This is a genomic window from Paenibacillus sp. FSL H8-0034, assembly GCF_038000305.1.
Classification (GTDB): domain Bacteria; phylum Bacillota; class Bacilli; order Paenibacillales; family NBRC-103111; genus Paenibacillus_S.
In genome coordinates, this window is sequence record NZ_JBBOBS010000001.1 from 5,659,181 (window position 1) to 5,671,830 (window position 12,650).

The following is a 12,650-nucleotide window of genomic DNA, read 5'->3' on the forward strand; positions in this document are numbered from 1 at the left end:
CTGTTATTCGCTCCTCAAATATTTGATTTTTAAAGCCTCCGCCTGCTTGCCCCAGCCTGCTTTTTCCAGCCTTCCAACCCACTGCTCTGGAAGCATATAGCGAAAAGGTCCGCCTGTCCGGATAATTTCCTGCATGGGGTCGATTTCTGTACCGGCTTTGTGCAGGTTATTCGTCACCCATTGCTCCAAACGCTGCTCCATCAAATGGACGATGTTTGGATGTTCTACCGCTACGTTAACGGTTTGATGCGGATCGTTCTGCAAATCATAAAGCACGACTTCATCGAAATCGTACATACCCTCATGATACGTGCGGATAAAATACCAGCGTTGGTCCCGCACCGCTCTTTGACAAGCGTACAAGCCATGCTCCAGTACGATGTAGTCCCGCCCTTCTGTTTCTTCGCCGCGAAGCGCTGGCAGAAAGGAACGGCCATCCCAGCCGGATGGCTTCGGAAGCCCTACTAATTCGGCGATTGTCGCCATTACATCTACATTGTAAATAAGGTCATCATTCACGTGTCCCGGCTTGGTTACACCCGGAACTTTCATTATAAGCGGTATATGGTGAACAGATTCCGTAGCCATGCCATGTTCAAGATAAACCCCCTGCTCACCGAAGGATTCGGCGTGATCTGCGCTAATAATAATGCAAATTTCGTCCTCAATCCCAAGCTCGCGGTAGGCTTCCAGGATTTCACCGACACAAGCATCCATATAAGAAATACCGCCATCGAAACCATCAATAAGCTTTCGAAAATCATTCCGATCAGCGATTTCAAGCGGCATCGTTTCCTGCGGGATTTTGCTGTAATCGTCGCTCCAGTGCAGGAAGCTTGCCGATCTTGGATGACAGTCCTGCCGATGGCGCTGAATCGTTGCTTCATCTGGAAAAACTGGGGCAGGTAGGTCGGCAAACTGATCCGCATACTGCTTCGGATAGGTGTATTTTGAATGCGGATCCCAATATTGAATATGAAGAAAGTAATTATCATCCTTGCCATGCTCTCTGATCCACGGCAGGACGGCCGCATTGACTTCATGAGCATCCTCATTGCCGCCTTTTAACGTGTGCGTGTGGACCTCATTCCATCCGGCAAAGTACCACCACGCATGATGCCGATCCCCGAACGAAGAAAAAGTGACCGTCTTGTAGTCGACTTCGCGCAAATAGCGGGTGAAGAAAGGCACTTCCTTACTGTGGAAATCCCCTTCCGGATAACGAAATTGACCGCCTGGACCCCAGTGGGTTAAGGCTCCGTGGTTGATGGCGAATCGTCCCGACATAAAGCTGGCGCGGGACGGAACGCATGGGGATGCCGCGCAATAGGTATGATTGAAGCGAACCCCCTGCGATGCGATCTTATCCAAATTAGGCGTCGTGTTCCTGGAATAGCCGTAGCATCCCATGTGATCCGGCCTCAATGAATCGATATCCAAATAAATCATTCTCATCTTGTTTCCACTCCATGTTTGGATAGTATATTAATTTCACAATGAAATTAATTGAAGTGCGTGTTCAAAAATATCTTACCGGCACCGAAAGGGCTGCAAGCCCTGTGCCGGATTATAATAACGAGTATAGGGAAAAATTGTCGTCAATCACTTGTGCCGCTGCCCCGAGTACAATAACTTCCTTCATATCGGAGGATACGATTGCCGTCTTTCTGGAAAAAACATTCATCTCCCTGGCTTCCACCATTTTCTTAATTTGATCGAGTAAAATCGGATGACACGTGCCGAGCCTTCCGCCGATAACAATCATTTCCGGTGCAAAGTGCTGAATGACGTTGGATATGCCGACTCCCAGATAGGTACCTGTATCCTCCAACACTTTCTTTGCTAAAATAGAGCCTTTCTCCAAGGCGGTTATTATATCTTCAAGTTCAATGGCGTCTATGTCATTACCGAAATAATGCAGCTCGCTGCGGCCTTCAAGCTTTAATAGCTTTTTCATCCTGTCCACGACCTTCGGGATGGATACCAGCGTTTCCAGACATCCGTAATTGCCGCAGGTGCATTGCTCGCCGTATATATCGACTGTTGTGTGGGCGATTTCGCCGGCCTTCCCACTCAAGCCCCGATACAGATTATCGTGGATGATGATGCCGCTGCCGATCCCCAATTCAGCCAGAATGTATACGAAATTGGTTGAACCTCTGCTTTTGCCGAACCATTTCTCCGCCAGAGCTGCGACGTTGGCATTATTATCAATGGTAATAGGATAAGGGATTGCCTCTTCAAGCATCGCCCGCAGCGGAATTTTCGTTTCTCCATAAAAGTTCGAAGGCGATATATATCCCTCTTTGGTCTCGTTCATCCAGCCTGGAATGCCGACGCCAACTCCAAGCAATTGGGAAGCATCTACATGAGCATTTTCAAGTAATTTGGCAGGTATTTCCCGTAAGTATTCGATGACGTCAGTAATTTTATGAGCTTTTGTCGTCGGCTTTACTTCAAATTGAATTAAGTTCCCTTCCAGATCGACTAATGCCGAGTTTACGACAGTTCTACCAATTTCCACACCAATCGAGTAATAGCATTGGGCATTCAAAGCAAGCAGCACCTGACGGCGCCCGCGACTGGAAGGGAGCGTTCCTACTTCCCTGATGATCCGTTCCTTTAACAATTCCTCAATGATTCTCGTTACTGTCGGCTGAGGAATGTCCATGGCGTCGGATAATTCCTTACGCGAAATAGGTCCCTTATCCCGGATGAATTTGATCACCTTTTTAATATTCAGTTCTTTCCCAACATGAAACACATTGATCATTGCAGCCACCCTACAGACAATTTTCCTTAATTTTACTACACTCCTTGATTACAAGTCTATATTTATAGATGGCTTCGTGCTCCCCATCGTTTTATCTGTAAATAGAACGACCAGAAATGCTATTAAGCTGAAGCCAATGATCGGTATCAAGATAGGTACAACATACAACAGCAGAACAAGGAGGCTGATTCCCGCAATCATCAATAGAGCCTGCGGCAGCTTTCGAAGACTGAATACCAACGATTGTTTCAAGGTCTGCACAACACCAAGTCCACACGAGATCCGGACTGGAAATATAAACATCAGTGTAGACACGTATAATGCGCTGAGAAACAAGGACCACGCCAACAGAATAGTATACAGCCATGTATTTGCAGCAAAGTTGTGTGCAAACAAGAAATTGGAGGCAACAACCAGCAGTAGAAAAAGCATCGTAATTCCAAGACAAGTGGCGGGCAGGAGCTGCCTTACAAATGCTTTCCAGAAGAAGGGAAGGAGAGTTTCCCTATCTCTCTCCTTCCGGTACATTTGAATCGTTTGGATCAAGCTGGCGCTTGAAGCAAATACCGTAACCAAGGGTAAGCTGAATACAATCCAAACAAAATTTAATATGGCTAAATTCATCACCCATTCAAAAAAACGACTCGCTTTTTCCGCTTTCATGCCGTCTGCCTCCAATCAGCTTTCCAATTATTTTTGCAGCAGCTTATTCGCTTCCTGCGCTGCTTCGTCCAAAGCTTGCTGCGGTGTTGCTTTGCCATACAACGCCTTCACAATCGCCTTGGAAATTGTCGTTCCCACCTTGGAATAGTTTTCTGTCGGAGGTGGAGCAATCGCTTCGTTTAATGATTTGGAGAAGGGCTCTACCAATGGTGTTTTCGCAACAAATTCCTGGTATTCTTTCGTTTGCAGCGTTGCTGGTTGAGTAGGCAGACTGCCCATACCGATATTCCAGGCAGCTGAGTTCTCAGGCTGGAGCAAAAATTGAATAAATTCATAAGCACCGTCCTTATTTTGGGCTTCGGAAGGAACCGTTAAATACCATCCTCCCAAATAAGTAGCCGCTTTTTCACGCTTCGGCAATTGAGCTGTTTTCGTAACGAAAGGGAATTCCTTCGATTGCGTGATCCAAAGCGGGAAGCCGATAAACATTCCCACTTTGCCCGTTGCAAAGGTTTGGGTGATCAGGTTTTCATCCATTTGCTGCAATGGCGCAACTTTATGCTTCTGTACAAGGTCGACCCACAGCTGCAAGGCTTCTACGCCCTTCGGTGAGTTAAACGTCGCTTGCTTCATATCCGGAGTGAAATAATCACCGCCGTTTTGCCATAAAAATGCAGACCATTGGTTGTTGGTAAACAGCACTTCCTTTGTTGGCAGCAGCAGCCCCCATTGGTTTTTACTTGGGTCCGTCAGTTTTTTGGCATACTCAATTACCTCTTCCCATGTCTCCGGCGCCTTCGTTAACCCTGCTTGCTTGAATAAATCTTCGTTGTAATACAAAGCCGCTACTCCCGCGCTAAGCGGTACTCCCCACATTTTCTCATCTTTCATAATCACGGGGCGTAAGGATTCGTAAAATTGATCGGCCTTAATTTTCTTAGCCTTGTCCTTCGTTAATTCGTCAATGCTCATAAGTCCTTTGGAGCCTCGCAAAGCCGCAATATCCGGAGGACCCGCTGTAAACAAATCGGGCGGTGAACCGGCTGCGATTTGCGTAAATATTTTTTCCATCCGCTGATCGGGCGGTACGAAGGTCGGCTTGACGGTGTATTTATCCTGAGATTCATTGAATTTTTTGGCCAAACCTTGTACGACCTCGCCATTGGCTCCTGCCAGCGCATATAAGAAGCTCACCTCTTGCTTTGCTGCAGGTTTTTCTGAGGGTTTCTCTGCAGGTTTGCCCGGATCTGGAACGGCTTCATTCTTTACAGGCGTACTGCCGCCACAAGCTGACAGTGCCACCGAACTTGTAAGTAACACAGCTAGCGACCATTTCATTTTACTCATTATCTTCACCCCTATTACTTAGTGACCAAACAAATCCTTCAAATCGATGTAAGCCTCTTCTACAACTCATTTCAGTTGCTTTTGGACAAGCCTCCGAATTATCCTTTAACTCCTGAGGAGACCGATCCTTCGACGAAAAACCGTTGAAACGCAATGTACACAACAAAAATCGGAATCGAAGACAGTACGGTAGCGGACATCAATAGCGGCCACTGCAGCAAAAATTCACTTTTTATTAAGGCAAGACCTACTTGTACAGTACGCATCTCGGTGGATGTCGTCATAACGAGCGGCCAAAAGAAATCGTTCCAAATATACGTGAAATTAAAAATAACGACACTCGCAATCGCAGGCTTGGAGATCGGGATGATGATTCGAATCAAGGTCTGCATCCGGCTGCAGCCATCCAGATAGGCTGCTTCTTCAAGCTCCTTCGGTATGGAAAGGAAAAAATTGCGGATCAGAAACACAGCAAACGGATATACAAGAAACGGAATAATTAACGCTTTGAAGCTGTTCACCCAACCGAATGTTTTCATTAACAGAAAGCTGGGAACCATTGTCGCTTGATGCGGAATTAACATCGTGCCGAGAATGATAATGAAAATGATTTTTTTGCCCGGAAAATGCATTCTGGACAACGCATATCCTGCCATTAGTGATGTGATTACAACCCCAATTGTGGAGCCTACCGTAACTACTAAAGAATTATAGACGTAATGCAGGAGTGAAGCTTTCTGCAGCGCCTCGACATAGCTCGTAAGCAGGAACGTCTGCGGAATAATACTGACACCGGAAATTAGCGCTTCCTGCTGACTTTTAAAGGATGTAGACAGCATCCAGAGAAAAGGAAACAATGTTAATATACCCGACACGTAAGCGATGACAGCCGTGAACAACGATTTGAAGCCTTTCCCTTTTTCAACCAAAGCCAACTGTCCTTTCCATTAAACTTTGAACAACCTCTTAAAAACCCATCTTTTTATCCATTAGCTTAAATTGAAAGAGCGTAACCGCAAACATGAGTAAAAACAATACAAATCCGATCGCACTGGCGTAGCCCATTTCAAAATGCTGGAATGCTACCTCGTAAAGGTAATACACCATGACATTCGTACTGCCGAGCGGCCCTCCTGAAGTCATAACATACACCTGCGCAAAAACTTGAAAAGCATGGATGACGGTCATAATAATAACAAGCATGGACGCTGGCATCAGTAAAGGCCATGTAATATATACAAATTTCGAAAAACTGCGCGCCCCGTCAATGGCGGCTGCCTCATAATAATCATGTGAAATACCTTGAAGCGCAGCAAGGTAAATAACTGCATAGTATCCCATGTTTTTCCATATGCTCATAACAATGATCGAATTCAATGCCCACTTCGGATCATCAAGCCATTGCGGGGACGTTAATCCGGCTGCTTGAAACAATTGCGTCAGCGGTCCAATATTCGGATCGAATAAATACCCCCATATCATCGCGGCTGCAACCATAGAGACAACGACAGGGGAATAGAAAAAGCTCCGAATAACGACGATGCCGCGAATTTTTTGATTAAGCAATAAAGCGATTGCAAGTGCGGCCGCAACGGAAAACACAGTTTTCATGACGGTAAAATAAAGCGTATGGTATACAGAGCTGATAAACTCGCTATCCGCGAACATCCGCGTATAGTTGCCGATACCGATGAAAGTTTTATCCGGATCAATCAAATTCCATTGGAAAAAGCTTAAATAAATAATGTAATAAAGCGGAAAAGCCATAAAAACACCAATCCATACGATCACAGGGGATAAAAACATGTACCCTGAAACCGTTTCCGCAAAATTATAGCCTCTCTTCTTAAAAAGTGCACTTACCTGATGTCTAATGTAACTCACCTCCATTCACAGGATATTTAAATTCACTATAAATATAATTAAGATAAATAAATGAAAATAAAACTAGTATTTGATCATTTCCATTGGTTTTAGTATATCACCCTCTTTATATATTTTCAACATGAAATTAAATATGATTTGAGATGAACATCCGGCTTTTGCAGTTTGAAAGCGACTAATCCCGTGTGAGGAGTAGCAAATCCAATTCCGCTATCTTCAAAAAAAAGAACCCCATTGAAGCAGGCTCTTCATTTATCATTTATGAGTTGGTACTTCGACCTCAGTGAGCACCGCTTGAGCAATACCAATAAAATATTCGGATTCGCGGCGGATGTGGTTCAGCACAGTTAGCGCGGTCGGATTGTTTTTCATCGCTGTGCTTTCGGTACCCAGTTGGTTTAACAATTGAATAAATTGCTCACTTTGCCTTCTAGCAAATAAAACCAGCTCCATAATTTGCTTGTAAACCTCACTGCTCACCTGATGCTCCATGCACCCAACCCACTCCATATAACGAACAAACATCGCTTGTGTTCGTGCCAATGCCTGTTCCCATGCTTGTAAAGCTTCCACAAACGGCTGCTCCAAATCAGGCACTAACGCTCTTATTACATCTGTATGCTCAGTTTCCTGCAGCTTCCAGAATTCTCCCTCGTCGAGAATTCGCAGCGGCATTTTATCTCCGTAATCAAATTGCATTCACAGATACCTCCGTCTTCTCATCCGTTCATAGAAGTAATCTATTCTGATGAAAGACGATATATGTCTGTCTCGTTTGCTCTCCAATACAGGCTGTGTTGGACACAAAAAAGGATACCGGACCCGGTACCCCTCATTGTGTATATCGTATAGGTGCTATTAAGCCAGGCTTTCTTTTTCGAGGATACAAACCGCGTCGCCAAAATGACCACGGCACTGCTCCAATACAGCCAAAGCCCTATTCGAATCTACGGCAAATTTGATCATCAAAATTGCTACCCGTGCATCTCCATCTGCCTGTTGGGTGTACGAAGCAGCCTTATCGTGATCAACTCCGGTCGCTTCACCGACAATCCGGATGACCCGATCGCGCAGCTTTTCGTTCGTCGCCTGCACATTCACCATCAAATTACCGTAAACCTTACCGAGCTTGATCATCACAGTGGTCGTGATCATGTTGAGCACCAGCTTTGTTGCAGTACCTGCCTTAAGCCGTGTCGATCCGGTCACAACCTCAGGGCCAACCGGAACCTCAATCGCATATTCAGCCGCTGCACTGAGTCGTGCGTTGTCGTTGCAGGACACACTGGCCGTTACTGCCCCCATCGCCCGGGCGCGATTAATCGCCCCGATTACATACGGTGTGTTACCGCTGGCGGCTATGCCTACCAATGCATCATTTGCTGTCAGACGGGCTTCGATTTCTCTCGCACCCGCTTCGGCATCGTCCTCGGCATTTTCGATAGCGGTCATAATCGCCGCTTCCCCGCCAGCGATGATCCCGGTAACCAACTCACGGTTAACACCAAATGTCGGTGGACATTCCGATGCATCCAGGATGCCGAGACGCCCGCTTGTTCCTGCTCCTATATAAAACAGTCTGCCGCCTTTGCTCATCACCTCAACAATAGCTTCAATCGCCTTGCCGATTTGCGGGAGCGCATGCTGTACGGAAAGTGCAACTGTCTGATCCTCAGCATTCATGATTTGAATAATTTCCTGCACATTCATTTCATCCAACTGGCTCGTTTTTTCATTTCTTTGTTCCGTAATGGGTTGACTTTCGATGTGTTTCAACTATGTTTCCCTCCTTGTCTCCCATGCACGAATTTGTGTTTTCAATGCATCTGTAATTGCAATACCGGCCTGCTTGAGTGCAAGCACATAACAGCCTGTCACAGGCGGCACCTCGAGCTTACTTACTTTTAGCTTGCTGTTCATAATGTCTTGCTGCGACTCAAAGCAGGTTTGAAACCAGCTGTCCGAGAATAGCCCTCCACTAAGTAACAGCGGCAGGTCCGACATATCCTGGTTCGGTTGTAATTGCTGCAGTCGTGCTTTGGCGGTTAGCGCGATCCGGGCCAATTCCTTGACCGCTTGATCCACGATCTCCAGAGCTACTTCATCATCTTCCTTAGCCGCTTGAAGCACGACCTTGGAGAGCACAGCGATAGCGGTTCGTATATTCGCCTGTCCATACACATAGGTGACGATCTGATTAGGATCGGTTAGGGACAATTGGTCCAGTATATAGGATGTCAGCTTCGTGTTGGGACCTCGTCCATCATACTGCTTCATTACAGCAATCAACGCTTGCTGGCTCATATTGAAGCCGCTGCCCTCATCGCCTAACATATATCCCCAGCCCCCGACACGAACACTAATGGAGGCTTCAGGCACAAAGCCGTACGCAATCGATCCCGTTCCCGAGATCAGCACAATCCCCGCTTCTCCCCATGTCCCGGCAGATAATGCCGTAATCGCATCATTATGCAGTGTAATGACAACTGTAGCCGGCAGCTTCCCTTCTAATAAAGACAGAATTTGCACCTTATCCTCTGGGCGATCCGCACCGGCCAAGCCGAGAAAAACTCCCTTAAGCTGTGACTCCGTGCTGTTGGACAACGCCAAAGCTTGTTGAATCAAGGACAGCAATACTTCCTGTACAACCTCCCTGGAGTTGGACTTGATACTGCTGGATGCCCCATAACAGACAGCCAGCACATTACCCAAGCCATCACCGATCATACAGGCCGTTTTCGTACCGCCACCGTCAATTCCTATAAACCTGAACTCTTTACTTAACGGCACCGGCAGTCATCCCTTCCATAAATTGTTTGGAAGCGACTGCAAACAAGATGATCATCGGAAGCGAAGATAAGGTCAAACCAGCGAACAGCACGCTCCAATCGGTCGAATATTCACTGAACAGGGTAAGCATACCAACTGGAATTGTCTTTTTGACTTCATCCTGGATAAATATTAACGGAAAGAAAAAATCATTCCATACCGTAATAAAATTCATAATCATAACCGTACCGAGCGCAGGACGCATCAAAGGGGCAATGATTTTTACCAGAATCCCCAAATCAGAGCAGCCATCAATTTTACCGGATTCCTCCAGCTCCTTAGGTAAGGTTCGGAAAAACCCGACCAGAATCAGAACGGACATCGGAATGCCAATCGCCGTATATACGAAAATCAGGGAAAAGCTTGTATTCATCAAACCAAGAGTTTTCATCAGGATAAACAAGGGAACAATACCCAGCTTGACCGGAATCATCATTCCCAACAGGAAGAAGAAAAACAACGCCGGGTTCCACTTGAAATTAAATCTCGCAATATAAAACGATACCAATGCCCCCGATATGAGAATCAGTGCCACAGAAGTAACACTAACAAATACACTGTTCCAAAAGTAATCGAAATAAGGCAATTGATCCAGTAATTTTCGATACGCATCAAAGGTCCAAAGCTTGGGGAACGCCATCGGGTTTTTAAAAATTTCAATGTTGGTCTTGAACGAAGACAGCAGCATCAGGAAGATCGGGTATAGACTGACAACCGTGAACAATATGGCGATCGCATAGTGTCCAATACGTAATCCTTTGTGTTCTTTCATCGAGACTCCTCACCTTTCATGAATGTATGAGAGCACAGCATAGTCTGCATTCCGCTTAAGCCATATCCCGTTTTCTCACATATGCCATGAAAAGGGCTGACAACACTGCAATAATAAAGAACAAAGTCACTGCCAGTGCAGAGCCAAGTCCAATAGCCACTCCATCTCCGCTTGAACCTCCAAACGCAACCCGGTAAAAAAATACAGCCAGCAAATCGGTCGAATGGTACGGCTCACCTTGAGATCCCTGCATCGCATACACGAGCTCAAACGCCTCAAACGCCTGAACAAACGTGAAAATCGTAACAATAACAATCGACTGCGACATCATCGGGAAAATGATCGATTTAATGAGTCGGAAGCCTTTGGCGCCGTCCAAACGAGCCGCTTCAATAGCCTCTTGAGAAATGGATTGCAACCCTGCCAATAAAATCAAGATCGAGAAGCCAATTCCGAACCAGCTGTTGACCAAAATGATTGAGGTGAGCGCGTAAGCTGGATCTCCCAGCCATGGCTTTGCCCACTCCCCAAGTCCTACCTGCTTAAGCATCACATTAATCGCTCCGAAATTCGGATTGAGCATCAGCTTCCACAGAAATCCGACTACGATGACGGAGAGCAATCTGGGTAGAAAATAAGCCATTTTGAACAATTCGGCTCCCTTAACCTTCGTAAAAATGATATAGGCGAGCACAAACGCAATTCCATTCTGCACAATCATTTCCATGGCGAAATAGTACCAATTGTGTGCGAATGCATTCCAGAACAGCCCTTTAAAAGGTTCTGTCGTAAACAGCTTTGTGAAATTCGCAATTCCTATAAAAGCGCCCTTCTTGAGTCCAGTCCAGTCAAATAAGCTGTAACTGAACGCTGCGAGAATCGGATATACGATGAATAACGTATATACGGCGAGGGCTGGAATCGGGAATAAGTGAATGAACCCTTTACTCCAGTTGAACTTCTTATGCTTGTGCTTTGGTTCATGAGCCTGTGCATGGATCCCATTCATTACGCCTCGCCGCCTTTGTCAATCTGAATTTGTTTACTTATTTGGCTGCCGGTTTGAACCAGCTGTCCACGCTCTTTTGCAATTCTTCTGTAACCTTAGCAGGTGTTTCCTTACCCAGATACATACCTTGCAGCAGCTGCTCAAAGATCGATTTGGAGGTCGGGTTGCCGCCGTTAAAATGGATAACGAACATATACGGAGTTGAAACTGTATTGGCCAAGGTAGAAATTTTGGTGACGATCGGATCATTGGATTGAACACCCGGAATCGTGCTCGGCTTCTTCAATTCGTTCGCTACCAGCGTACCGAATTCCTTGGAGGTCATAAATTCAATGAATTTCATCGCTTCTTTCTTGCCTTTGGATTCCTTGTTGACTCCAAAAGATCCATCTACCCACGTAGTAACCGTAGCTTTACCAGCGGCTGCATTCGGAACAGCGAATAAATCCATATCGAGATCCGGATTCATTTTTTTCATGACCGCTACTTCCCAGTCGCCCATAACCATCATTCCAGCCTGCTCGGTCACGAAAAGGTTACGCATATCATCCATCGACAGCCCTACATAATTTTCAGGGAAATATTTGGTGAGGTCCTGCATCATTTGCACCGAATCGGTAAATTCCTTGCTCTTCAGATTCGTTTGACCTGTTGTCACTTTGTTCACGTAGTCGGTTCCGCCATAAATCGCAGGTCCAAGTGCGCCGTGTGTAAGTGAAAGAATCCAGCCTTCCTTGGAGCCAAAAGCAAATGGAGTCACTTTATTCTGCTTCAGTGTATCCGCCGCTTTGATCAATTCGTCCCAAGTCTTGGGCTCTTCAATATTGAATTTCTTGAACAGCTTCTTATTATAGAAGATTTGCGTGGAGCTAAATACCGTCGGCACACCATATACCTTGCCGTCTTTGCCCGTTGCCGCTGATAACGCTGATTTGGAGAATACATCCATGCCTTTAACGGAATCCAGAGGCTCCAAATATCCGCCATCTGCAAGTGCAATACCAGGCGCATAAGGACGCAAATGTATAATGTCAGGAGCACTGCCCGTTTGCAGTGAAGTGTTCAGCAATGTATTGTACTCTGTGTTTTTGGTAGGCTTGAACTCAATTTCGATGTTCGGATTTTTGGACTGGAATTCTTTAATGATTTTTTCGTAGGCTTCCTTGTCTTCTGTTCTCCAGCTGCCCATCGTCAGCTTAACTTTGTCTACCTTAGTGTCCGGCTTGGGGGCGGGTGTCGCACCCGGTTGGCTGGCAGTGCTGCTACAGCCTGTAATAACCAAGGTTAAAGCGGCAACCATAATAACGGAAAGCTTCATCGTACGTTTCATCTTGTAGACTCCTCCTTGGAATGTGCGAAGCTGATTGATCAGA

The 12,650-nt window shown here is 45.9% G+C and carries 12 protein-coding genes; all 12 read right to left on the bottom strand.

The annotated features are described in order from the left end of the window. Window positions 1-3: 3 nt before the first annotated feature. The 12 genes from NST47_RS25610 to NST47_RS25665 all read right to left on the bottom strand — a co-directional run bounded on the left by NST47_RS25610 (window position 4) and on the right by NST47_RS25665 (window position 12,607). Window positions 4-1,455: a sulfatase family protein gene (locus NST47_RS25610; RefSeq protein ID WP_341157660.1), complete on the bottom strand. Its 1,452-nt coding sequence runs from the start codon at window positions 1,453-1,455 to the stop codon at window positions 4-6. 112 nt (window positions 1,456-1,567) lie between these two features. Continuing rightward, a complete protein-coding gene (locus tag NST47_RS25615; RefSeq protein ID WP_341159753.1) occupies window positions 1,568-2,773 on the bottom strand; it encodes an ROK family transcriptional regulator in 1,206 nt (401 codons plus the stop codon). A 48-nt stretch (window positions 2,774-2,821) separates the two neighbouring features. Next, window positions 2,822-3,436, bottom strand: a complete 615-nt coding sequence (locus NST47_RS25620; RefSeq protein ID WP_341157661.1) for a YesL family protein — start codon at window positions 3,434-3,436, stop codon at window positions 2,822-2,824. A 27-nt stretch (window positions 3,437-3,463) separates the two neighbouring features. Next, window positions 3,464-4,783, bottom strand: a complete 1,320-nt coding sequence (locus NST47_RS25625) for an ABC transporter substrate-binding protein (protein ID WP_341157662.1) — start codon at window positions 4,781-4,783, stop codon at window positions 3,464-3,466. Between the two features lie 98 nt (window positions 4,784-4,881). Further along, complete coding sequence (locus NST47_RS25630; protein WP_341157663.1) at window positions 4,882-5,718, bottom strand: carbohydrate ABC transporter permease; 837 nt, start codon at window positions 5,716-5,718, stop codon at window positions 4,882-4,884. Between the two features lie 31 nt (window positions 5,719-5,749). Further along, window positions 5,750-6,589 (bottom strand): carbohydrate ABC transporter permease, encoded by an 840-nt coding sequence (locus tag NST47_RS25635; RefSeq protein ID WP_341157664.1) that lies wholly within the window; start codon window positions 6,587-6,589, stop codon window positions 5,750-5,752. A gap of 333 nt (window positions 6,590-6,922) precedes the next feature. After that, window positions 6,923-7,366, bottom strand: coding sequence for a DUF2935 domain-containing protein (locus tag NST47_RS25640; RefSeq protein WP_341157665.1), 444 nt, complete (start codon window positions 7,364-7,366; stop codon window positions 6,923-6,925). A gap of 159 nt (window positions 7,367-7,525) precedes the next feature. Continuing rightward, a complete protein-coding gene (gene murQ / locus NST47_RS25645) occupies window positions 7,526-8,443 on the bottom strand; it encodes an N-acetylmuramic acid 6-phosphate etherase (protein ID WP_341157666.1) in 918 nt (305 codons plus the stop codon). Continuing rightward, window positions 8,444-9,457 (bottom strand): N-acetylglucosamine kinase, encoded by a 1,014-nt coding sequence (locus NST47_RS25650; RefSeq protein ID WP_341157667.1) that lies wholly within the window; start codon window positions 9,455-9,457, stop codon window positions 8,444-8,446. It abuts the gene before it with no gap. Then, the gene (locus tag NST47_RS25655; RefSeq protein ID WP_076236992.1) at window positions 9,444-10,268 is read right to left on the bottom strand and encodes a carbohydrate ABC transporter permease; all 825 of its coding nucleotides are present in this window, start codon (window positions 10,266-10,268) and stop codon (window positions 9,444-9,446) included. The genes NST47_RS25650 and NST47_RS25655 overlap by 14 nt, the downstream gene beginning before the upstream one ends. Before the next feature lie 55 nt (window positions 10,269-10,323). Next, window positions 10,324-11,277 (bottom strand): carbohydrate ABC transporter permease, encoded by a 954-nt coding sequence (locus NST47_RS25660; protein ID WP_341157668.1) that lies wholly within the window; start codon window positions 11,275-11,277, stop codon window positions 10,324-10,326. A 37-nt stretch (window positions 11,278-11,314) separates the two neighbouring features. Then, on the bottom strand, window positions 11,315-12,607 hold the full coding sequence (locus NST47_RS25665; RefSeq protein ID WP_262689016.1) for an ABC transporter substrate-binding protein: 1,293 nt from the start codon (window positions 12,605-12,607) through the stop codon (window positions 11,315-11,317). Between the last annotated feature and the right edge of the window lie 43 nt (window positions 12,608-12,650).